Raw genomic sequence first — 23,067 nt, 5'->3', positions numbered from 1 at the left:
ATTTAAGTTGCTTTGGCCCCGGCTCTGTGCTCAGGGCAATCGCTGCCTATCGATCAAAGAAAAAATGACGGGGCTTGTCCCTTGGTTGCAAGCCTTTCCGGCGGTTTAGGGTGCGGCTGGCTGCCGAGCGATCAGCTAAAAAGCCGGATAACGGAGTGCAGGCTTGCAACCGTTATTTTTTGCTTTGTAATTTTCGTTTGCACTGAACACGTTAATTAGATTCCAGCTTATCGAGGTAGTACAAGACCTAGTATGGAAATCCGCGTAAGGGAATTAAGGAGCATGCGGAGGCATGGATGTAAACGATTATAGCCTCAAAACGGACTTTGCGCCGGTTGCCTTCAAGCTACGTCCAATTGTTTTGATTGGCTGCCTCCCAGGTGTCGAATTAATCATTAAAGAGGTTTGAAGACGGGGGTGAAAAAATCACTTAGCTCGACTGCGAGCGCTTCTGCCAAGCGGACCATTGTGTTGAATTCTACATTCTTCTTCCCGTTTTCAATTTTGCTGATTTCGCTCCTTTCCATACCGATAGCTTCGCCTAGATCAAGCTGTATCATGTTGCGATAAAGCCGAATTTCTCTGACGCGTTCCCCAAATCGGATGATTTCCTTCGAATAGCGATCTTTCACCTGTCATGCATTTTGCGAAAGGTGGGGGCAAATGCGAAAAAATAAAGTGGGTTATAACTCACAATTCTAATGATTTGCCTATATTTGTAACTGTTGGGCTATAAAATGTCTAGTCATGGCACTTCATGAACTCTCCCGAACGTCCGCTCGTAACGAGCAATACCTGCTGCTTTTTCGCAGCGGTGATGAGCGTGCGCTTAATTATTTTTATAAGCGGACTTATGATAGCCTGCTGTATATTGGTAGAGGTTTGGTCAATGACGAGTTCCTAGTAAGCTGCATTCTACACGAATGTTATCTTAAAGTTTGGGCACACCGCGATAAGATTGAAAGCCTCCCTCACGCATACCGGTTTATTCGCCTCAACCTTCGTTGGCAGGTGTTAAAGCAAGTGCAAAAACCGGCATACCAGATTTACCGGAAAATGACCGAAATAGACCATTTAGAACCTTTTCTGGGCGAAAAGCCAGATTTGGACAGCTACTTCGCGGACGGCGCCGAAGGGAAAAGGTGGAATGAAATTTCGAAGGCTATTTCTTTTCTTCCCAAAGAGCGCCAATTGATAGCCAGCCTTCATTTCCAAGATGGGCACAGCCCACGGGAGGTAGCGAAAAGAATAGGGGCAAATACACTGCGCGTAACCAGCGAAATCCAAAAAGCCGTGGAGGATCTTAAAAAGATCGTAGCGCCGAAGGCAACTGTTCCCGTATTGCAAGTGAAACAATCCTATCCCTACGATCACATCCTGAGCAGTGAGCAGGCAGCGGTGTTTGCACTCAGACAAGATCAGAAGAAGTCCTTCGCCGATATCGCCTCAATACTAGGCTATCCGCAAACCCAGGTACAACAGTACTATATCAAAGCATATCAGCTTGTAAAAAATCATTGGAAGCAAAATGGGCGTTAGGTTATGGAAAAGCTTTTCACTACCCGTAAGATCCGGCTTTTGATCGATTCGGACGACATCGATCAGAAGAACAAGATTATCGATACGCTCTACCAATGGCGCTACATCTGCTTCAAAGCCGCCAACCAGATCTATACGCATCATTACGTCCAGGAGCAACTCAGGGAGATGCTTTATTTGACCGAAGGTGTAAGGGCCAGGCTTTCTGACATCAAAAAGGACGAATACGGAATCCTGTCAACATCGAGAATGAACACCAGCTATCAAGTGCTTGCGCAAAGCTATAAGGGCAGTATCCCGATGCACGTTATGAGCGCGCTGAACGGTAATCTGGTTGCCAGTTTCAACAAGATGAGCAAGGCGCTGGCCAGCGGCGAAAGCGCCTTACCCAGTTTCAGAAAAGAAATCCCGATCCCGTTCAAAGGAACCGATGTCAAAAAGCTAAGAAGCAGCAAAGAAGGGGCAGTGTTTCACTTTTCGTTATTCGATTTTCGGTTCAGGACATACTTGGGAAAAACAGGTCATGACAAGCGAGAAATGCTTCAAAGGCTACTCGCTGGTCAGGTCAAGCTTTGCACCAGCTCGCTGGTCCTTGCCAAAGGAAAGGTTTTCATGCTCGCCGTTTTTCAGACAGAACGGCAGGAGCAACAGCTTGATCAGGACATCATTGCTGAGGCGAGTTTGTCGCTTGATTACCCGATCATCGTTTCAGTCGGCAACAAACGCTATACGATCGGAACCAAAGACGAGTATCTCTACAAGAGACTTGCGATCCAAGCGGCCATCCGGCGGAAGAGAAAGTCAATGGCCTTTATGAACCAAAGTAGCCGAAGGCAGCTCAGGAAAACGTGCATCGATCAGCTGATACAATCAGAGAAGCGGTATGTCTCGCAAAAGCAGCACGTATACAGTAAGAGGTTAATTGATATATGCCTTAAAAATAAAGCAGCGACTCTGCTGCTCGTAGACCAGACAGAGAAGGAGCAGCAGGCAAAGGAAGACCCGTTCCTTTTCCGGAACTGGGGTTATTACGGCCTGAAACAAAAGATAGAGCGAAAAGCCGAGAAGGTTGGGATTGCTGTGCTGGTAGAATGAATTTTCACAGAGGCTGCTTGTACAGCCGCAGGATGAAACCACTGGTGGTTTCATTAAGTGCCCAGAGGCACATACAACTGGGTTAGCTTAATTAATGGTAAGCAAACGTGACCCGATACTAAGCAGGTAACCACGACCGGTTACCTGCATTTTTATGTAGCTCTATTCTGCATCAACCGCGGCCTTAGGCTTTCTGCCACGAGGCTTTCCGGTATATTCAGGTTTGGGCGCTTCGGTTTCGATCACGAGCTCATAGCCTTTGGTAGTTTGATCAAAATCAAAGGTAGAAATCTTAAAGATCAGCTTTTCGCTTTCGAAGTTGACGTTACCTTTTTTCAGAATAACGGCTAATGGAATTACATGGCCTCTGCCACTTTTCTCAAAGGAAAAAGTTTGATCGGAACTTGCTGCTGGAACAAGATATACGGATTTAATTTTTCGCTTTCCTTCCTGGGTTCCAATTTTGAATTGGGTAGATTCGGGATCAATTCCCAGGTCACGTAGTGCGGATGCCGGGAAAACAAGCTTGCCGGAATTAGATATGTAACCTGTCGGAAGCGGTGCAGCCTTTTCGACTACTTTGGTTTTGGAGACGTTTTCCTCCGGGGAAAAGAATTTAATTGCTTTCAATTTCATGGGTGTAATGGGTTATTTTTGGCTAAAATAGGCTATTCTTTGCGAAAACCTGCATCTATAAACCCAAACCGCGTTTTTTCTGTTTTTTGAGATCCGGTTTTAGCTCCTTTTTAAAGTCAATCTCTAAATTTTGAGCCAACCGCTTTTCAAGGGATGAAAAGGAATATTCTCGGCCCAAATCAGAGCCCTTGATCTTAATTTTCTTCTGCATATTAAAGAATGCAATGCCGCGTCCGATGTAAGATTTATATCCCGCATTTACGAGTCCCTTTTTAAGCTCATCAATAGATTCTACGTTATCCAAGAGCTTATCAATCGTCTGTCTCAGCTTCAAATGTGCATGGTCGGTTACCGATAGTTCCTGTTTCCTTCGCTGGTTGATGCGCATATCAGGTGCTTGAACTAATCCCAATTCATGCTCCATTTTGCGAGAGAAAGTCCCGATCCGGGCGTAGTTCTTAAAGTGGTCGGCCGTATTTTTCCCGTTGTGGTTAAGTCGGTTTAAAACGATGTGAAAGTGCAGATTACGGGTGTCCTCATGCTTGAAGACGAGCATTTGGTTCTCTTCAAACCCGAACTCCTTGGCAAACTCAGTAGTGATGCTGGTGATGGTCTCGTCGCTAGGTCTTTCACCTGGCGCGAAACTAAATGATTGATGCCAGATGTATTTGGTCAGCCGCGTATTTCGCGAGTGGTTATCCTCAAATTGTTTGATCAGGTAATCCAGGTCTAGTTTTCCATCTGGCTGTATTTTAATTCCCAGGTTCTGTATGTAGACCAGTTCTCCACGAACTTCTTCCGTATCCAGCTTTCTTTGCATTTTCGCCGAAACCTCTTTGTCGTAGTAGCAGTACTCGATAAGCCTTTTAGCGCTACTGCCTAAACTTGCTTTCCCAATCATACCTTCATCTTTTTAATTAACGTATTAAGAGCACTTTCAATCTCGTGATGGACAGCGCTGGCGTCAGCCTTCACTACTTTCCAGGCCGGTTCCAATTCTGATAGTGGGGCCTGGTAATAGGCCTGATACTTATCGAGCAGGTCACTTGTAACCCGGGCGTTCAACCGGCACTCTTCAATAAGTTGCTGCTTGCTTTCAAGCTCGTCAGGAAACAAGGACAGAAAATTAGTCAGCTCATTTAACCATGAACGCAGGCTACCAAGTGTCTGCTTTATGCTACGGATCTCAAAGGATTCAAATACCCACAAGGTGATGAGCTCAGCAAGCAGCCGGACACGCTGACTGCTCTGTTGCCATTGGGCGGAAAGCATCTGCTGATCTTTGGTCTTGAGAACTGCCAGAGACAGGATTCCCGAGAGCTGTTCCAGAATCCGGACGGTGTCAGTGACCGGTTTTGGGAGCGATCTTTTCTGCGGCTTTTTAAAAGGGACATCCAGCGCTAATGTCAAGAAATACTGACTAGCGGAAAGCCCGCTTTTTTCTATGAGCTCATTAATCTGCCTTTTCTGATTATCGCTCACCCAGACTGAAAAGTGTTCTCTTTTGGTAGTGCCCTTTTCCTTGGGCGGTCTGCCTTTCGTTTTCTGATTTTGCATATGTCTTATAATAATGGCTATGAGCCGGAGGCGAATAGCAGGGGTCCAGGGGTTTCTCCTGGCCAGCTCCGCCGGGGAGTCGCTTTTTGCGACGTACCGGCGATAGCTGGCTAGGGAGAAAACCACTGCCCACGTTCGAAACTGTTCGAAAGCGTTCGCTTCCGTTCTAAAAAATTCGGATTTGTTTGAAAGTGTTCGAATTCGTTCGAAAGCGTTTGAAGTTGTTCGCTTTTGTTCGAAATCGTTTGAAAAACAAGCTGTCCTACTCGGCCGCTAGCGGAACCAGCACGCGTTTACCCTGGGAGTCATAAACGTAGTGCTCACCGATCTGGACTTTCCCTTTTTTAGGTAAAGGCGTTAGTTGCAGGTACAGCATCTTATCGTATTCGACGATTTTTCCTTGCTCCATGATCTGTTTATAAGCCGGCGCATTCTGGTACTCGTCCAAAATTCTTTGCCGCTCGACATACTGCTGCCCATGGCGTATCAATACATAGAACAAAACAGATATGACAATGCCTGCAATTGAATAAGGAACGCTTACACCTAAACCATAAAATAGTGCCTGGTTACGATCTTGAAACTGCAGGAACCGTTTCCTGCCTTTTAGCTCTAATGCGGCCCGGTCGATGGCTGCAATGGATTTACCGACCCTGATTTCCAGGCTTTGAAAATGTTCCTGGGTTTCAGTCAAGAACAGGGCTGACCAGTCGTCGATCTCATGTCCATACTTGGCCGCATATTTACCCCTGGTCTGGGTAAGGCGGTTTGGCTCCGGACTATTCATCGCTGAAATTTTCTTTAAGTTCCTTTTTCAACCTGAGCCTTGCGCCTGGTGGGTAGTCTTTCAGCGAATAGCCATTACGGATGCCGTCGAGTATCTGTCCACCCAAAAGTGAAGCTGGCTCAAAATCGCCAAAGCGTCTGAGGTCAAGCCTTAGTGTGGTGCAGTTATCTTCGAGCTCTTTGGACAAGCCTGGGAATTGGTTAAAGCCAAGAAGGTTTTGCCAGATTACGATCTGAAATTTTGACCTTAATGCTGCCCTCATTTTTTCCAGAAACTGTATGCTTGCCAGATACGCTCCGCCGCCACCGATGACGATATGGAATATGGCCTCAATACCCAGCTCATCACACCATTCCTCTAAATCGATATCACGAGTGATCAATGCCGGTAACTGCTCACTTTCCGGAGCTCCGAAATCCATAAACACTTTCTCGAAGGGGCTATCTACCAGGCTTTCTACATAGCCAATGAATAGATCACGCATTAACCTCTCGCGGTTGTCTAGCAGAGAGAAAGCTTCAAACCGGTCTTGTCCCAGAAAAGCGAGTTGTCGGGACGAAGTTTTTGTTGAGCTGTCAAGGTCAACAAAAAGGGAAGTGCTGTCTGTTTCGGAGAGAGCTCTCAGATAGGTATGCAGGCTTTTGCCTACACCGCCTTTGGCCTGTACGATGAAGTGAAACTCTTTTTTCATTGTTTGTTTGAATGTTTTGATTTGAACTTAAATTGGTCTTCTAGTTTGATTCCATCCGGATCGGTGACCTTGAAAGCACTGTGTAGGATGTTCTCAGTGTCTGGCGGTTGATCCGGCTTACGTATTGTCTTATCCACAGTTCTGGGAATCCGCCTAGTTTTTTTGTCCTTGAAGTAAAACCGACAGTAGCGTACATCTTCTGCTGTGATAAGTCCTGGCCTGCCCAATTTGGCATTAATCATATCAGCAATCCTGGCGCGTGTCAGACGGGCAAAAAGATCCTCTCGGAAAAGCCCAAACAGGGCCTCTCTGCGTTTTCGGTCTTTCTGCTCAAAAAGCTCAATCAGAAGCTGCTCATCGATCATCATCGGAGTCGACAGCTGTCCCGGTCAATACTATACGACTACCTTGTTGCGGGTGAAAAGAAGGATGATAGTCCAGGTAGCCGTAGCTGACCAGCTCCCGCAAGCATTTGTGATAGGTCGCCCCGGATTTGATTCGGGAAAAGCCCATCAACTTCCTGCGACTGGCATGAAACGGGAGTTGTCTGATGCCTTTGGCGTAGTAAAGAAGCGCTGTGTAAAGGCTGATGTGGTAAGAGTTCAGCCGGTCATCGGATTTGACGGCTTCAAGGATGGCCACATCCATGGCAGCACTTGCATCGCGGAGTCCTTTCATCGCCTCGTGCCGTTTTGGTTAAGCATAGCGGCGATGTCGCGCTGACTGTAAAAGAAGCATCCACCGATCTTGGTAAACCGGAGATGCCCCTGGATGCGAAGGTTCTGCAGGGTGCCCGGTGAAATGCTTAGCATCTTTCTGACCTGGGCGCTTCTGAGCCAGGTGCTATCCGTTGGCTTATCCTGCGAAAGGATTGATTTGAGCTCTGCAATGATTTCATTTTTCAGGTTTTGCAGATCCTCCCTGGTGATCATCTCTACATTCATTGTTCTGCAAGTTTAATGTGAAACATCCCGGCATAAAGACGGCCGGCTGTTTGCAAAAATGAATGCAAGAGGGCTGATTCTAATGACCAAACTTGGCAGCTGGTCATCACTTACCCGGCTTTGGTTTAGCCAAGACAATTTCAAATAGCCGCAAATCATCAGGTACTTGTGTGCCTTTAATGGTAGGTGTTTTTTGGACGGGAAAGTAGTTACGGGCTGTTTCTTTAGGAATTGGCTTGTAGTTGTGCGTAAAGTACTTACTAAGCAATTTGTACCAGGTGCTCTGTCCCTGGAAGTTGAAAAGCCTACGCCCGTCAGGAAGGACCAGGTTTTGCAATTGATGGATAAGATGAATGAAGGTGGGCAGGTACTTGTCTCGAATATCGATCTCGGTGCTTGGTTTGTAATCGCGAAAGGTTTTGAGCTGATCTTCTAACTCACTGATCTGCTCTTTCAGCCCGGCGACCTCTTCGTTTTTTTCTGCTATAACTACCTCCAATGCCGTCGAAGAATTCCACTGGTCGACTGCTTCCAGAAACGTTTGGAATGCCCTTAGCTGCTCAATTTGACTTTTTGCGCGGAGTGCTTTTCTGGAAAACGGGTCCATGAGCTTCAAATGTACGATCCTGGTTGGAACGATATCGGAAACGTAGCGATGAAAATCTTGTTCCGCACCCGGAAAGTTTTTTAAGTAATGCGCAAGATGGTAATTGTAAAAGTCAGCAAAATCATTCTCTCCCAACTTGTAAAGTTTTAGAAAGAAATGATTGTCATGAAAAGAACTTTGGATAACCGGTGTTCCGATCTCGAACTTGTGCGGTTTGAAATTCCAGGGATCACGGATTTTGAAATAGGAGTGTAGCATGGTCTTTTAACCATAAGTTAGAAATCGCTGTAAAAAAAAGCAAGTCGGGTTAGATATTCCTCTTTGTCAGGAACGCTGGAGTACTTTCGAAGGAATATCTATCAGGTAGCCCTAATCTTTTGGTAGTCCTACGGCGATAAACATAGAATCTAGTAAGTAACATAATGCGTGGCAAATGGCTGATTATGAAAGTGTCGCTATCTATCGTGGGCTTTATTTCTGGAAAAAGTACAAGGACTTTATTCAGCTGAATGCTGTTGAAAATAGGACAAAACCGAGTGTATGTAAACCTTGTTTTGATAATGGATTTTATGTTAAAGATGAAAACATGATGCAAGACCCGAATCAAAATATTTATGCAACTTAAAAAAGTACAATGATGAGCCTATCTGATCTCTCAATCCCGTTTCAACTCGCCGCTATCGGCATCTTCATGGTTACCTGCCTACTTTTTGGCCTGGCTTTGATCAATCAGTTTGAAAGAGGGAGTAGACCGAGCTGGGACAGATTCGGTCCTTCTGCGGTAGTATTGGTGATCTCAATCTCGTTATTGGGAACGCTGAATAGATTTGTTTACAAGTTATGATAAATGAAAAATGCCTGGAGACCAACCGGGCGCTTCTCATTTTTTTCAGAATGGATTTTAGATACAACGCTTCCATTACAAAGTGTGTCTACACTGTATCCTTCATTACGCCTACTATTACACCTCCATCCAGCTGAGCAAACTGCCTTGGAAATCTCCGGAAGTACTTTGCTACCAATCAAATCCCATACCACAATCGGTTTCAGATGTACAGCACTTTGAGGTTACGGTCAACGGGATATTCCGAGCTCTAAAGTGATGATAGGAAAGGTAGTGTAATATCCGTTAGATGTTAAGTTAAGAGCAAGAGCTCCATCCCATTCAAAAAATTCTCGGGAGAAGATTTGATATATTTTTCAATGCTCATTTTTCCGGCAATGCCTGTCAGCGTTATGGAAAATGCCTCCTCATTTGGAGTTGCATAGTTAACAGCTGCTGGTTGGATACTGGAAAAGTAATAAGGACTTAAAATTTGACTGACAAATCCCAACGTACTTATTTCACTGCCGTTTAACTTTCCCTCCATCTGAGATACCATAACGAAATATTGATCTATTTTTGGTCCCCATCCGACCTGGTCCCGATTTGCGTAAATCTTACAGCAAGTCAAAAGGAAGAGCAATGGCTCCTGTTGGTACAATTTTCCTGCTGACAAAATCGATGAAAAGAAATCATCGACAATAGAAGTTAAGGTAGCTAAAGAATGCTGCACCGAGGTAGAATTTATCTTCATAGCCGAGAGTTCATTCAGGATGACGAACGCATGCCCTAAATCAACTAACGTATTTTCACCCAGTACTTGCTTTCCCAAAGGTAGGGAAGCAATGGCCTGTAACTTATCCAATACCTCATCGGATAATAAAACGATACATTCCCGTATAGGGATACGTCGAAATCTGTGTGTCCCTTGATTTTTACTGTTAAAGCGCTTAATAAAATAGATCAATCTTCCAAGTGTACCGGTAGACAGCGACAAAGAACGTGTCCCTGAGAAAATAACGGACTTATACATCGTATCGTCAAAATCCGATAGAATCTCATCAGTATTGATGTCGATGAATTTATTTTGGGCAAGCCATTCTATTCCCCAACCTATTCCGGCCAGGCCGTCAGAAAAACTAAGATTGGCACAATCTGCTATATCGTCAGAAATTCCGTTGAGTATATCTGTCGCGAATTCGTCTAAATTAGCCTGTGGGTAAATGGTCTTTTGCAGGTAGCATAAAATCACACCACCGGCTTTACCGGAGTAAAGACCTGGGGAAGCAGTTATGAGGTTTAGCTGAAAATCCTGGATTTCATTCATTGTATTGTCTATGAAGATTGCATATACACATCAATTGTTAGCGACCGGTAACTTTCTGACCCACGGCCATCCATCTATATACTCCTGCAGATCGGTCCTATCCAGGTCACAGATTTTCAGATATTCTTCGAGGAATAGTTCCCGTTTGCCATTCCCGTAAGATGAATTTTCAAGCCTGTCATGCGATAGATGATACAAACTTCCAGGAACACGCGACACCTTCATCCCCAGATTTTTAACCCTCTTCACCCTTTCGATATCCTCTGGGCCCCAACTGGTAAAGTATTCATTTTCCATCCCTGCAAGCAAGTAGTCCATCTTATTCAGAAATACCGCTCCGCCGCAGCAGCGCTCGCCGCTTGATTTGAATTTCCCCTTGTTCATTACAAGAAGGTCACTCTCCAGGATTTTGGCGAAGATCGCTTTGAACAGCAAATCGACGCTCAGGAACTCTCCTGAGTAGGGAAGCACCAGGGATGCATCGCCATCCCTCAATATTTTTACCGAGTCAATGATCTGATCCACCGGCAAAATCACGTCCGTGTCGTACAACACTATAAAGGGGGTTTGCGCTTTTCCAATAAGGAAGTTATTAATCTTCGTACGGTGAAACGCAGGACTGGCATTCAAATCAAAGAAATACTTCACCTCATTGTTCACAAAACTTGCATCAAATTTAGATACCGAATCAGATTCCATGATCATTATATTGGTATCAAAATACTTTGTGAGATACCTGCATATGATGTCAATATTTTCTGCCCGGCTTTCCGAATCTATTCTTAGAGGGATAAGAAACGTCACATCCCGTAGATCATATCTTCTACCTTTGCTTGAACCGACAATCTTCTCAATTTCCAGGACAACCTGGTACCCGCATGTCTCGCTACTTACCATTTTGATGTCACTGTCAAAAAACGGTGAATGGTGACAGTAGTTCCCCTTACGAAACTTCAGCTTGTCATTTTTCGGGATATTTCCGGTATAATGCAAAATCTTTGTCCTGTGCCACTCGCTAGTATGATTATGGGCCCAGCAAAAATCTAATTCAGGGTGAGTAGCAGTATTCATACCATATAACCAAAGATTCCAGAGCACGCCCCACATGTCTGCATACCAGGCATCGACCGTGGCCCTTTGAAGCGCTGCTTCATTTAGCCCCAAGCTTTTCCTTTTGTCATTATATTGTTCTATAAGCACAAAAAGGGCTTCGCTGTCACGCTCTACTTTTTCCCAAAAACCAGTGTTGACTTTTTTTAGCAGGTACTGTGCGCCACCGACCTGTTGATCATACTGGTAGATGGTTTCCACCGGTATTCCCACAACCCGGCTCATGGCAGAAAGCAGCTGGTCGTCTGCACCACTTAAGATATAACGGACATCCAAATAATCTACCGTCCGGGATAAATAAATAGTATTATCTATACACAGACGTTCCCAATGCGGCAATTCGCGAAATATTATATCTGAATCGTGGTAGAATATGACCTCATCCGATAGGTCTGGAAAGTGCTCGAAATGCTGCTTTATTATATGTGGACGGATCGAGGACAAATAGCTATTCTGAAGCCGTTGATCTGGATAAGCAAAAAATAGGCAATAGTCCCTAAATCCAACCATCAAGTCCTGAAAGGCTTTGTCCAACCCTCGCGACGGATCAAAAGCGATAAGTACATGGATCTTATTTCTTGGGATTCCAAGGTTCCTGAAATTTGTTAGCTGAACCTCCAGTTGCCATGAAAAATAAAAATCATCAGGTTGTGCGGATAAGAAAATCATAACCGGATCATCTATAGCTCATTTTTACCGACAGGATGTATCAAAGCAGATACCTTACTGAATATTCCGTTTTTCCCTTCCTCATAACCCAGTTGTCTATGTACCACTCGGTTTTTATCATCTAACAGCACCCACACCGGAATCCTTGATAGTTCAAATTTTTTATCTAATACTGCCTGTGCCGTGTCCCTTACTACATATTGACTCCAGGACATATTCTCTTTGGTCAAAGCCTTTTTCCAGCTATCCTTATTGTGGTCAATCGAGATACTGACAATCGAAAGGTCTTCTGGGAATTTATTGTTAAGTTCCTTGATGTGGGGAATCTCCATGCGACAGGGACCGCACCAGCTGGCCCAGAATACAACTAAGGTCCACTTCGACGAGTTATTAATAATGTGGGATGTCCTGGTCCCATCCTTGGATTCAAGTGTGATATTTGAAGGAAATCCCTCCCCCTCGCTTCCAGGGGCACTAATGTACATGTTCAAATCCTTATAGGTCCCGCTACCTTTTACGGACTCGTCAAACAGCGATAAGTAATGTTTCAGCTCAGTCTCCGAAAACCTGCTCTTATTGGAAAAGAAAGAATGTAACAACTCGATCGAATTTGGATACTTTCCGATAAGCTCTTCGTTGAATGATCGACTATTATCGCCATACCGGGGACTCAGGTGCCTAAACACGAACTCCGTTTGTTTGTTTACGTTTATAACGCTCATCAAAAATGGCGCAAACGACATATCGATTTTTCGGGACGAATCTCTTACAAACTCCTGGTCACCCTTGTCAAGATAGATGTTAGATTCAATGTAGTTGTCAAAAAAAGGGTTAACAAATCCTAAGGGCCGAAAATAGCCGTCCTCGGATTGAAATTGAAAGCAGACTTTAAATGGGGCCGCGTCATTGCTTTTAGTGATTGAGAATTGAAACCTTCCCTTTTTTACTTCGGCGGAGTCGATAATTTGCTTTTCATCAAGGTTATACATGTAGACCTTCTTACCTTCCAAAACGTGGTCTGTGGACACAAAGTCCCCACTTACTGTAGAAAATTCTCTGTCTGTCGCCATTTTGCAGCTGCATATCTGCATTGTTAGGAAAATTGCCGAAAAAATAGTTCTCCATCTCATAAGAAAAATCGGTCAGGTTGGCCATCGCACGACGGCAGGGTTGTCAGCAAATAAATTGGGATGTGCCAATAAGCGCTAGGCCTTATATGCTAAATATAAGGCCTTTTACGTTCAAGTCAATGTTTTTCACATTCGACATGAAGAGCGTCTCGATAACTCCAGCACTAATGCTCTAACTTCCGCAATTATATGTGCCAGAAGAAGTCGTATACGGACCATACGCGGTATCACAGGAACAAGGCATCACGTGACCTGTTCCTCCGCCCCATCCACTGGCACAGTTTCCCCAATAGGTATATCCCGCGGCATACACAGAACACACGTTATTTGAACATGATCCCCCAGATGAAGCAGGCGGATCACCACCCAAGATGTTTTTTAGTTGGTCACGCGAAAGAATTTCATCAAAATCAAAACTACCGACATTCAATTTTAACTTTTTCATGTTTTCAATTGTTTTAAGTGATTGAAATATTTGACTATGATAAACTGGAATTATCCATCTTTAAAAGGTATTTTAAATCTTCCGAACTATAAATCTGCGGCAACAGATGCCCATCCACAAACAAAGTTGGGGTTGACTCTATACGATTGTTATCGCACCATGTACGCATGAGCTCGATATTCTCATTCTCATTTACGTCATTGTTAGTTACCGGATAAACACCGGAAAACCTCACGTAGTCTTTTATATCAGAGGAGTACCAGTCATTAAGCGCCTTCCGAAGTGAGAGCTCGTCCTGGTTCGCCGCTATTGCCAGAAAATGTCGTACCGCAATTGCCTTGTCATCGTCAGGCCTGGTAGTAGCGTTAAAAACTATCTGCAATTGCAAATCTTCATTTGATGAAAGTAGCTCTTCCAGAATGGAGTGTGATTTGGCGCATGGCGGGCAATATGGATTGCACACTTTGATGATCTTGTGCTTTGCCTTTCTATTTCCAAGTACTATTCCAATATTCCCCGGTTCTTGGCTGATTATCTTCTGGTCCTTCAGGAGCGAGTTAAATACGTTTGGATTTCGAATAAGCTCAGTAAATCTTTTCTTGTAATTTTGCGATACTTTTAATTTTTTCAAAAGCGGCAGAATGACTGATAAAGAGATAAATGTTGCAGATATACAGGTTAATGCTGTAATGATAAATTGGGTATCAATACTCATGTGCTTAAAATTCCCGCCCGACAGGTTAATAACAAATAGGCCAACGAGAATTGCTTGAATTGTCAGGCACAAACGACACCATTGCTTCACTATCCTTGCCTGATAATAAAGAGAAAACACCGTAAACGGCAAGGAAATCAAGCTTAGCCAAGCAACGAGTATTTGCGTGTTGGAATTAGAACCCAGCGTTAAGAGTAGAAAACTGTTGCTTGCAAAATAGAAAAAACCCACAGAGCTCCAGCTCTGTCCGAATATTTTCGACTGCTTTGATGTTAATACAGCTTTACAATCGGTATTCCTGCTGCTGGTGCAAATCTCCTTCAACACCGGATTAAATTCATCGAATTCATACAATAGCAGAAGAAAACTGACAATTGAGCCCAAACACATCAGGACTAAGTTCAGAGAAGCAGTCAGAGATCTTATATTTGAATCGGTAAGGTAGTAGACGCAAGCAACTATCGTCAAAATTGGAATAGACAGAAATGAAATAAAGTATGAACCTTCACTCCATTTTTCAGCTGTATTCTTTTCATTGTGGTCTTTCTCCCCTGCATTTTCCCCTGCCTCAGCCAATAGCAGAACACCCTGGTATATTTCCTTAAAATGTTGAAAGCTGTAGTATGTCCATCGGTGATCACGTGGTACAAATAACTTAACCTTATTATTGTCTATTTCACTAACAAGGACAAAATCACTTCTGGATTGAATAGAGTCTGTTACCTCATTATTAGAAGACGAATTAGATTTTAAAGGTGTTACCTGGGCAATAAAAGGAGGTGCTATATTGATTGCCCTATCGGCCGAAGTTTTTACCGATATATTTTCTATCCCGAAATCTTCCAGGACATCCGATACGCTTAACAAACTTGGATAGTCAGGATGATCCTCAAGACTTTGTTTAAGGCTGGATTTAGTAACCGGAGCTTTAATAAGCTTAGTTAATTCATGTAGCGTCTCTGTTATTTCTCCGCTTGGGAAAAACAATGATCTAAGATAATTTAACATCACAAAGAAAATCGTTGAGAGTACTTATTTACCCGAATGTCTGTCACTATGGTGATAAAGATATTCTTAAGTAAATGGAATAAAAAAGAAAATTCTATAATTTTTTTTCAAGAAAAAATTTGATAAATCATAAAAAAAGAGTTTTGTACAAGTGAGGTTACAAGCGTTCAATACCAAATGTTCAACTAAAAACTTGATTTTTATTGAACTGGCCCTATATTCTCCCTTTGATTGGTTTTAATCTAGCATACTTGGTGACTTTTTTTAGTACAACAAGTTCATAAGCGAAGCCAATGTTCCAGATACCGTTTAATAAATAGAGCTGTTTTAAAAGCCAATTTAATTTTCATACTTGCAGCTGTAACCTTAAACCTATATCCGCGGATGCCATCATTTCCATATTATAAACAGCGGGATCAAATGGACTGTGGGCCGACATGCCTGAGAATGGTGGCCAAACACTACGGGAAGCACTATTCATCTCAAACCCTAAGGGAAAAATCGCAAATAAGCCGGGAGGGGGTTTCCATGCTTGGCATTGCAGAAGCTGCGGAAGCAATTGGTTTCCGCAGCGTAGGCGTCAAGGTAACTTTAGAGAAACTTTTAGAACAAGCGCCATTGCCATGCATATTGCATTGGGGCCAAAATCATTTTGTTGTCCTATATGGCATAAAACGGTCAAAAACTATTTTGAGCCGCCAACGCCTAAAAGAGACATGGGGTGGAAAGCGACCTACAGTCGAATTGGATTCGTACATAGATAAATCTGTTGATCAGGATCAGGTAGGGGAAAATGTAATCGAAAGGTCAGCTGATAGCTCAGTGATGTTTCGTGTAGCGGATCCCGGAAGGGGCCTGATAACATATACGCTCGATGAATTCGAAAAACTCTGGCTTTCCAACCAAAAAAAAGGAAGCAGCGAAGGCCTGGCATTACTTCTTGAACCGACTGCCCGATTTGATACAGAGGAAGGCGAAGAAGAGACAGGGCTACAGTTCAAACAACTTTTTGGCTTCATATGGCGGTACAAACGGCTTGTACTGCAACTGGCGTTAGGGATGGTGGTTGGCAGTATGCTGTCTTTATTATTCCCATTTCTTACCCAGTCAGTCGTTGATGTCGGGATCAATACACAGAATCTATCATTCATCTACATTATATTAATTGCGCAGTTTGCCCTTCTCTTTGGATCTGCAACAGTTGATTTCCTGCGAAGTTGGATATTGTTGCACATAAGTACCAGGCTCAACCTTACCATTCTTTCCGAATTCCTTTCAAAGTTGATGAGGCTTCCGGTATCTTTCTTTGATGTCAAAAAGTTTGGCGACATCATGCAAAGAATAGGCGATCATCAAAGAATTGAGGCTTTCTTAACGAATCAAACACTAGGCGTACTATTTTCCTTTGTTAATCTATTCGTATTTGGCCTTGTTTTGGCCTATTATCATCTGTCCATTTTCCTTGTAGCAATCGGGTTTTCCGTACTTTATGGAGTTTGGGTTATATTGTTTTTAAAACAGCGGCGGGTACTGGATACTAAACGTTTTGCTGTATCATCCCGCAACCAGAGCCAGATTGTACAGCTGATACATGGAATGCAGGACATCAAGTTATCCGGTGCAGAGACACAAAAAAGATGGGAATGGGAACGCACGCAGGCTAGCCTGTTCAAATGGAATGTTAAAAGCCTGGCCTTCTCTCAGTACCAGCAAGCGGGGGCGCTTCTTATTAATCAAAGCAAAAATATCGCTATTACATTCCTTGCAGCGAAGGGTGTTCTGGATGGCCAGATAACCTTAGGTGCGATGATGTCCATTCAATACATTTTAGGCCAGTTCAATGCGCCGATTGAACAAATGATAACTTTTTTGCAACATATGCAGGACGCACAAATAAGCCTCGAACGTCTGAATGAAGTACACAGCCTTCCCGACGAAGAACCTGCTTCCGAAGCAAAACGCAAGGAATGGGACGCAAACCTCGATATCAGGATATCAAATCTCAGTTATACCTACCCGGGTGCCGGAAATGACCCGGTGCTACGCAATGTTAATCTTACCATTCCCCATGGAAAGACAACGGCTATCGTTGGTACGAGCGGAAGCGGTAAAACGACCTTACTAAAATTGCTTCTGCGCTTTTATGAAATACAAAGCGGCTCGATCTCATTAGGTACAACAGTAAAACAGAAAGATTTTGTTATCGACAACAGCACACTCGCAGATCAAAGTTCTCCGATAGGGACTGAACTTGACCTGAAGCACATCTCACACAGGGCGTGGCGGCAGCAGTGCGGGGTTGTTATGCAAGAAGGATTTCTATTTTCGGACAGTATAGCAAGAAATATCGCCGTAAATGATGAAGTGATTGACCAGGACCGGCTTTATCATGCAGCAAACGTAGCTAATATTCACCAATTTATTGAATCCCTGCCGTTAGGATATCACACAAGGATCGGAGCTGAGGGGAGTGGTATTAGCCAGGGACAAAAGCAGCGTATCCTGATTGCACGATCGGTATATAAAAATCCGCAACTTCTGTTATTTGATGAGGCCACCAATTCCCTGGATGCAAATAATGAAGCTATCATTATAAAAAATCTGGAAGAGTTCTTTAAAGGACGGACAGTTGTGGTAGTCGCGCACAGATTAAGCACTGTTAAGCATGCCAACCAAATTGTAGTGTTGGAGAAAGGGGAAATCGTAGAAATCGGAACACATGCCCAACTGATTGACAAAAAGGGAAAGTATTTTGAGTTAGTAAGTAATCAATTAGAATTGGGTACTTAGGAACCGGCAGGATTTGCCTGGTGAATTATCATATACTCATTAAACAGAACACAGGATGATTCAAAATGCGGAACCGGTCAGGGCCTTTCATGAGGGCCATAGCGAAGAGGTCCATGAAATCATCAGCAGCCCGCCATCGTGGCTGGTTAGCTGGGGTATTACCGTTTCCTTTGGCCTTCTGGTACTCCTTGGTATTGGAGTCTGGCTAATTCGTTATCCGGACATAGTGACAACACCCTTTACATTGACAGCGGCCAGCCCGCCCAGGGCCGTCATAGCAAATATAGACGGCAGATTGGAAAGGCTGTTGCTCTTTAATGGCGCAATCGTCAAGGAAGGACAGCACATCGCCTACTTAGAGAGTTTAGCTGACTATAGCGAAATCATTCTTTTAGAAAGGACCCTTAATGAAATTAAACGTAGGGCTAGGGCTGGCGCTCTTGCATCTATAAGCAATTTGCGAGTCGATAACTTTAAGAATCTGGGAGAGGTTCAAGAAAATTTTGAAACATTCAGTAGACAACTTACGGAACTAAGCACTGTTTTGGGTGAAGGCTTTCTTCAAAAAAAGAAGCTTCTTCTTATACAGGACCTGGCCGATCTGAAAAAGATGGAACAAAATTTAAAAGAGCAATTAGAAATACAGGGAAAGGATTACGAGCTGGCAAAAGACGAATTTCAGGTACAGGAGAAACTGTACCATGGTAAGGTAATATCCACGCTGGAGTTCAAAAAGGAAAATTCCAAGGTACTTTCACGTGGCTTACCAACAAAAAACATTGCAGCCCAAATCATCCAGAATGGCTCGGCCCAAACGGCGAAGCAGAAAGAAATTCTCGAACTGGACAATGCTGTCAGTGAGCGAAAAGCCTCTTTCCTGCAAGCCCTTGAAACCCTATCAAGCCATTTGGACGGGTGGAAGCGGAAATTTATACTTAGGGCTCCCGTTAACGGGAAAATATCTTTCTCAGCGCCCTGGCAGGAACATCAACCCGTTACCTCAGGGCAGGAACTGATGACTGTTGAGCCGTTAACAGGCAAACTGCAGGGAATTGTCAAAGTCCCTCAGGTCAATGTAGGAAAATTACACAACGGCCAAAAGGTACTTATAAAGTTGGATGGCTTCCCTTATCGCGAGTTTGGATTTGTCGAAGGCAGACTGGAACAGTTGTCCCTGGTCCCTGGGAAGGACAGCATGTATTGGGGGTATATCGAGTTACCTAATAATTTACATACGGTATATAAGCGCAAGCTTAGCTATCGCAACGGGATGAGTGGCACTGCCGAGGTGATCACAGAGGACAGACGGCTGTTGGAGCGGCTGGTAACCGCTTTTACCATTCAGAGATAACCTCATTAAAACTCTGCTTGGCTGGATTATCTGTATCGTAGGTAAGACTTGGAATTTGTTAAAATTAAGATGCCCGCAGTTGGTTTCAAGTACAAATTAAGATAGCATTAGTTTTCAAAATTTCGACATATAGCAAGGAAATGGATAAGACGGAAGAGCGGAGTATATCGATCTGTACGGTATCAATGAACAGGTTATATCATTTAAGAGAGACGCTACCCAGAAATATAGATGACAACGCCGGATATAAAAGATTGCAGCTCGTGCTGCTCGATTATAATTCAAACGATCAATTAGAAGATTGGGTACGAACGCATCTCCACAACCATCTTGACAGCGGGCGATTGGTGTATTATAAATACCCCCACGCGAAGGCATTTGATATGGCTCATTCAAAAAATATGGCTATAAAGTTGGCAGACAATGAAATTATCTGCCTTGTTGACGCAGACAATTACACAGGTCCGGGATATGCGAAGTATGTGAACTCAGTCTTCAACAAAAACCAGGAATCCTTTATTACTTCCATCGCGAAGGGTAAAAGCATTAACCCGGTAGACGTCTTAGGGCGTGTCGCCCTAAGAAAGAGCGATTTTATGGCTATCGAAGGATTTGACGAGTATATGAGCAACTATGGTCATGATGACTTCGACCTTTGCAGCAGGCTCGAGTTACTCGGTAGAAAACGTGTAGTTCTTAGGGATTCCAAGTACTTAATGGCTATTACGCATACCGATGAGGAAAGAACATCGAACCACAAGCTTGCTTCCAATCTTGCCCATCTATATATCTCCCACGTTTCTTATTGCAGGACAAAGGTCCTATGCCTGTTTAAAGACAATACCTACAAACATGGAACAATCGTAGACAACAGGTATACGCGATCCCAATCTGTAAGCACTGCTTTCAGAGGGGCGATAACAAGGGAATTCTCGCTGGAAAATAGCTGGGAATCTGGGGCATGGATGGCAGTTGACAATGCGATAACTATTAATCCGGACAACGAATCCGATAAATTTAACGATGCACATTCGCGCAGGAAGATTAATTTAGACAATTACTTTCTAATCAATGATGAAGAAATGAAAAACAGGTTCATTATCATTGTTTCAGCGTTAATCAACAAGGAAAAGTTACTAGGCAACAAAAAAAGCAAAGCTGCTAGTGTTAACGGCGGGGTATTTGGTGAAGGTGAAGTATTTAGAAATTTCAGTAACGAGCCCATTTTTGTATGATAGTTGAGCGTAGTGCCAAAAGAATAGCAGCCAATGCCTCCTTGTTTTATGCCGAAGAAGCTTGGCCGGTATTAATAGAAAAGGTGCTTTTCCCTATCCTTTGTAGTTATGAACGATACGAAGGTTTCGGGTACATAGTTCACTTTAGCACGGACCGAGGAGATGGCATTCACGTCACCATTTTTAGCAATGAAAAACGGCAGTTAAGCGAAATATTATCAAAAATCAAGGATAATGCCTCGTTATTCTTCTCTAATACCCCGTCTAGGATTGTAAGACAATCAAGATTCCTCCCGATGTTTGCCAATTTTAACAACAATAGTGTACATTTTGGTATCCACCTGTTTTTGCCGAAAGCGCCTTACACTTCTTCCGGTGTATATTTGTCAGTGTGGGAAAAAGTATCAATGACTTTGTTAAAACAATTAGCCAAAACAGATTTCTCTCTTGAAAATCTGTTTTGGCTTGCTATACAGATTATACTGCTCCTGTCCCTGAAAAGTGATAAATTTAGAATGGGATTAATTAAAAATATCAAAGAGCAAAGCAGAACGGGGAACATTCCCGATATATTTGAACAAAGGTATAAGGAGAGTCAAAGACTGCTAAATGAAATTATGAACGACTCTCTTTCTATGAGAGACGGGAAATTCGATGACGAAAACACTTTCATAAACCAGATATGCCTCGAAGTTGAATTTCTAGAAGGCTCGGATGTTAAGGGTGGAATAAATCCCGAAATAATGGACGTCGAAATAGTATTGTTCATAGTTATTAACCTCAGAACCATACTTGGTTATAATCTCAGTAACTCGTTACTTGCTGATTTCTTCTTGTATCGAACCTTGCAAGACTACCCCAATAGGTTATGACTTCAAACTCTTACCTTGATCAGTGGTATAGCCTGTGAAAAGTTTCACAAAATACCCATTATAGCCTTAGGATTTCTGCCTCAATCCTTTAAATAAAGGATTGAAAGACGCATTCTGTGTCCGTCATTACAGTGCCCAAAGTCATTAATCTAAAAATATCTAGATTAATAGTTAGATTGTAGTATTTAGTACCTGGAACAGCGTTTCAGGTACTTTTGTGAATGTGGTTCTTTTAGAATGCTGGGGAATTATGTTTAGCATGATTCAGGTATTCGCTGAATCATGATTTGAATATTAGCTAAATAGAGCCAGTTGACAGAAGAAGTTACGGTATGTTCGTAATCCTTGACAATGCGCCTGAAATAATTGGTCCAACTAATGCTCCGTTCAACCACCCGCCGCTTGGCTACAGGTAGAGCGTAATAACCATAAAATTGCGTTGACGACATGTCGTAAATTATGTCGGCGTTTGCGTTTAAGGTCAAAAAAAGGCGAAATTGCAGCCCCATTGAGGGGCGGTCAGTGGGATCCACTGTTTGGTCATCATTTTGCATCTTGGTCGATACAAAAGTGGCACGACTCTCACTATTTCTCAATTCCCCAGCCATTCTTATTTATATTGATTTTAGAGTTCTTTTAGCAAACGGGCAGAGAATTACGCCGGGCGTCGCTACGCTAAGGATTTTGCTCTTTACGGGTAGAACGGTCAACTGGCTTGATGATCACTCCGGCATATCGGAGTATCTTATAAAAGGTCGGCCGGCTGCCAATCTGAAATGAGTTCATGATCTCGGTTGTCGACTGTTGTCCTAATTCATAGAGATTTTTTACCGAGGGGGCCATCTTCTGGTATTTTACAGCTAATCCTTTCGGCCGCCCACCTTTCCGTCCCCGGGCCCTGGCTGATTCCAATCCGGCTCTTGTCCGCTGAACAATGACATTTCGTTCATGTTCAGCAAGCGCGCAAAATATTTGGAATACCAATAGGCCGCCCGGCGAAGTCGTATCGATGGGATCATTGAGCGACACCAGGTGAATCCCTTTACAGGCTAGGTCTTAGACCAGCTCTATCAGCCCGCGTGTCGAGCGCCCAAGCCGGTCCAGTTTCCGGATGACGATCGTGTCCCCCTTACGCAAAAATCCCATCATTGCTTCAAATTCGGGCTTGTTAGCCTTCATGCCGGATATTTTATCTTCAAAGATCCGCTCGCAACCGGCCTGTCGTAATGCATCCGTTTGTGAACCTAATGCCTGTTCCTGGGCGCTGACCAGTGCGTATCCTACTCGCATGACGTTGGTGCTGTTTTGTATCTGTTACTTACTAAATGCGATATACGGTACATTCATAAAGTAGATAAGTTTCGGATACAAACTTTTCATTTGATTTCGATGCCTTTTCGGTCAGGAGCCGCTGTACCTGTAAACGAACATTTTTTAGCCATACCTAATGAGCCAAATTATGTCGGTAGGATTTCATTTTTTTCCGACAAGGTGCTCTAACTCGCCGGTGCTATATCTGTCTGCAAACCTCGAGGTCAAGGTGCGTGTCAAAACCTGTCTTCCTGATGCCGCCGCATAGCGGTCATTGGCGCTGACCAAGGTTAGTGTTCCCAAGTAGTTTTTTACTTATGTTCGATTTTACGGTCGTGGCTGTTGCACAACTATGTGGATGTCACATAAGCGACTGACAGTTAATGGCTTTCACCATATAGCGAGGCGGCACCTTCTTCTTTTAG

23 protein-coding genes and 1 pseudogene are annotated in these 23,067 nt (G+C 43.5%); 7 read left to right on the top strand and 17 right to left on the bottom strand.

The genetic code is table 11. The features are described 5' to 3' along the window. Nucleotides 1-395: 395 nt before the first annotated feature. Entirely contained in the window at nt 396-632 is a 237-nt protein-coding gene (locus J2Y43_RS00120; RefSeq protein ID WP_309981821.1) for a helix-turn-helix transcriptional regulator, read from the bottom strand. A gap of 115 nt (nt 633-747) precedes the next feature. On the opposite strand from J2Y43_RS00120, the gene J2Y43_RS00115 reads away from it, so the two are divergent. Further along, complete coding sequence (locus tag J2Y43_RS00115) at nt 748-1,539, top strand: sigma-70 family RNA polymerase sigma factor (RefSeq protein ID WP_309981822.1); 792 nt, start codon at nt 748-750, stop codon at nt 1,537-1,539. Between the two features lie 3 nt (nt 1,540-1,542). Further along, nucleotides 1,543-2,634: a hypothetical protein gene (locus tag J2Y43_RS00110; RefSeq protein WP_309981823.1), complete on the top strand. Its 1,092-nt coding sequence runs from the start codon at nt 1,543-1,545 to the stop codon at nt 2,632-2,634. 162 nt (nt 2,635-2,796) lie between these two features. Here J2Y43_RS00110 and J2Y43_RS00105 read toward each other — a convergent pair whose 3' ends face one another. The 9 genes from J2Y43_RS00105 to J2Y43_RS00065 all read right to left on the bottom strand — a co-directional run bounded on the left by J2Y43_RS00105 (nt 2,797) and on the right by J2Y43_RS00065 (nt 8,114). Beyond that, complete coding sequence (locus J2Y43_RS00105) at nt 2,797-3,270, bottom strand: hypothetical protein (RefSeq protein WP_309981824.1); 474 nt, start codon at nt 3,268-3,270, stop codon at nt 2,797-2,799. A 55-nt stretch (nt 3,271-3,325) separates the two neighbouring features. Continuing rightward, nucleotides 3,326-4,171 carry a relaxase/mobilization nuclease domain-containing protein gene (locus tag J2Y43_RS00100; RefSeq protein WP_309981825.1) on the bottom strand — a complete coding sequence of 282 codons (846 nt, stop codon included), beginning with the start codon at nt 4,169-4,171 and terminating at the stop codon, nt 3,326-3,328. Then, complete coding sequence (locus J2Y43_RS00095) at nt 4,168-4,827, bottom strand: plasmid mobilization protein (RefSeq protein ID WP_309981826.1); 660 nt, start codon at nt 4,825-4,827, stop codon at nt 4,168-4,170. Before J2Y43_RS00095 ends, J2Y43_RS00100 begins: the two co-directional genes overlap by 4 nt. 262 nt (nt 4,828-5,089) lie before the next feature. Then, nucleotides 5,090-5,614 (bottom strand): hypothetical protein, encoded by a 525-nt coding sequence (locus tag J2Y43_RS00090; RefSeq protein WP_309981827.1) that lies wholly within the window; start codon nt 5,612-5,614, stop codon nt 5,090-5,092. Next, nucleotides 5,607-6,305 carry a hypothetical protein gene (locus J2Y43_RS00085; RefSeq protein ID WP_309981828.1) on the bottom strand — a complete coding sequence of 233 codons (699 nt, stop codon included), beginning with the start codon at nt 6,303-6,305 and terminating at the stop codon, nt 5,607-5,609. The genes J2Y43_RS00090 and J2Y43_RS00085 overlap by 8 nt, the downstream gene beginning before the upstream one ends. Further along, complete coding sequence (locus J2Y43_RS00080; RefSeq protein ID WP_309981829.1) at nt 6,302-6,673, bottom strand: hypothetical protein; 372 nt, start codon at nt 6,671-6,673, stop codon at nt 6,302-6,304. The genes J2Y43_RS00085 and J2Y43_RS00080 overlap by 4 nt, the downstream gene beginning before the upstream one ends. Further along, nucleotides 6,660-6,983, bottom strand: a complete 324-nt coding sequence (locus J2Y43_RS00075; protein WP_309981830.1) for a hypothetical protein — start codon at nt 6,981-6,983, stop codon at nt 6,660-6,662. Before J2Y43_RS00075 ends, J2Y43_RS00080 begins: the two co-directional genes overlap by 14 nt. Further along, nucleotides 6,980-7,249 (bottom strand): helix-turn-helix domain-containing protein, encoded by a 270-nt coding sequence (locus J2Y43_RS00070; protein ID WP_309981831.1) that lies wholly within the window; start codon nt 7,247-7,249, stop codon nt 6,980-6,982. Before J2Y43_RS00070 ends, J2Y43_RS00075 begins: the two co-directional genes overlap by 4 nt. Before the next feature lie 106 nt (nt 7,250-7,355). After that, nucleotides 7,356-8,114, bottom strand: coding sequence for a hypothetical protein (locus tag J2Y43_RS00065; RefSeq protein WP_309981832.1), 759 nt, complete (start codon nt 8,112-8,114; stop codon nt 7,356-7,358). 175 nt (nt 8,115-8,289) lie between these two features. Between J2Y43_RS00065 and J2Y43_RS00060 the strand changes: the two genes are divergently transcribed. Next, nucleotides 8,290-8,481 (top strand): hypothetical protein, encoded by a 192-nt coding sequence (locus tag J2Y43_RS00060; RefSeq protein WP_309981833.1) that lies wholly within the window; start codon nt 8,290-8,292, stop codon nt 8,479-8,481. 511 nt (nt 8,482-8,992) lie between these two features. Here J2Y43_RS00060 and J2Y43_RS00055 read toward each other — a convergent pair. From J2Y43_RS00055 to J2Y43_RS00035, 5 genes are all read right to left on the bottom strand, one after another. Next, entirely contained in the window at nt 8,993-10,006 is a 1,014-nt protein-coding gene (locus J2Y43_RS00055; protein ID WP_309981834.1) for a hypothetical protein, read from the bottom strand. 30 nt (nt 10,007-10,036) lie between these two features. After that, nucleotides 10,037-11,785 carry a galactosyltransferase-related protein gene (locus J2Y43_RS00050; protein ID WP_309981835.1) on the bottom strand — a complete coding sequence of 583 codons (1,749 nt, stop codon included), beginning with the start codon at nt 11,783-11,785 and terminating at the stop codon, nt 10,037-10,039. An 11-nt stretch (nt 11,786-11,796) separates the two neighbouring features. Continuing rightward, nucleotides 11,797-12,915: a TlpA disulfide reductase family protein gene (locus tag J2Y43_RS00045; protein WP_309981836.1), complete on the bottom strand. Its 1,119-nt coding sequence runs from the start codon at nt 12,913-12,915 to the stop codon at nt 11,797-11,799. 172 nt (nt 12,916-13,087) lie between these two features. Then, on the bottom strand, nt 13,088-13,360 hold the full coding sequence (locus J2Y43_RS00040) for a hypothetical protein (protein ID WP_310226367.1): 273 nt from the start codon (nt 13,358-13,360) through the stop codon (nt 13,088-13,090). Nucleotides 13,361-13,394: 34 nt separating this feature from the next. Continuing rightward, complete coding sequence (locus tag J2Y43_RS00035) at nt 13,395-15,083, bottom strand: vitamin K epoxide reductase family protein (protein ID WP_309981837.1); 1,689 nt, start codon at nt 15,081-15,083, stop codon at nt 13,395-13,397. 384 nt (nt 15,084-15,467) lie between these two features. Here J2Y43_RS00035 and J2Y43_RS00030 point away from each other — a divergent pair, with 384 nt between their 5' ends. The 4 genes from J2Y43_RS00030 (at nt 15,468) to J2Y43_RS00015 (ending at nt 21,331) form a co-directional block, all read left to right on the top strand. Beyond that, nucleotides 15,468-17,873, top strand: a complete 2,406-nt coding sequence (locus J2Y43_RS00030; RefSeq protein WP_309981838.1) for a peptidase domain-containing ABC transporter — start codon at nt 15,468-15,470, stop codon at nt 17,871-17,873. A gap of 55 nt (nt 17,874-17,928) precedes the next feature. Continuing rightward, on the top strand, nt 17,929-19,224 hold the full coding sequence (locus J2Y43_RS00025) for an HlyD family efflux transporter periplasmic adaptor subunit (protein ID WP_309981839.1): 1,296 nt from the start codon (nt 17,929-17,931) through the stop codon (nt 19,222-19,224). A gap of 140 nt (nt 19,225-19,364) precedes the next feature. After that, on the top strand, nt 19,365-20,459 hold the full coding sequence (locus tag J2Y43_RS00020) for a glycosyltransferase family A protein (protein WP_309981840.1): 1,095 nt from the start codon (nt 19,365-19,367) through the stop codon (nt 20,457-20,459). Further along, a complete protein-coding gene (locus J2Y43_RS00015; RefSeq protein WP_309981841.1) occupies nt 20,456-21,331 on the top strand; it encodes a hypothetical protein in 876 nt (291 codons plus the stop codon). The genes J2Y43_RS00020 and J2Y43_RS00015 overlap by 4 nt, the downstream gene beginning before the upstream one ends. 254 nt (nt 21,332-21,585) lie before the next feature. On the opposite strand, the gene J2Y43_RS00010 is transcribed toward J2Y43_RS00015, so the two are convergent. Together J2Y43_RS00010 and J2Y43_RS00005 are read right to left on the bottom strand one after the other, a co-directional pair. Then, nucleotides 21,586-21,939 carry a hypothetical protein gene (locus J2Y43_RS00010; RefSeq protein ID WP_309981842.1) on the bottom strand — a complete coding sequence of 118 codons (354 nt, stop codon included), beginning with the start codon at nt 21,937-21,939 and terminating at the stop codon, nt 21,586-21,588. A gap of 67 nt (nt 21,940-22,006) precedes the next feature. Then, nucleotides 22,007-22,621 (bottom strand): annotated as a pseudogene (locus J2Y43_RS00005) (recombinase family protein). Nucleotides 22,622-23,067 lie beyond the last annotated feature (446 nt).

The organism is Dyadobacter sp. BE31 (genome assembly GCF_031457695.1).
GTDB lineage: Bacteria > Bacteroidota > Bacteroidia > Cytophagales > Spirosomataceae > Dyadobacter.
The sequence above is the reverse complement of the archived record's forward strand: the minus strand, read 5'-3'. Positions and strand labels throughout refer to the sequence as shown.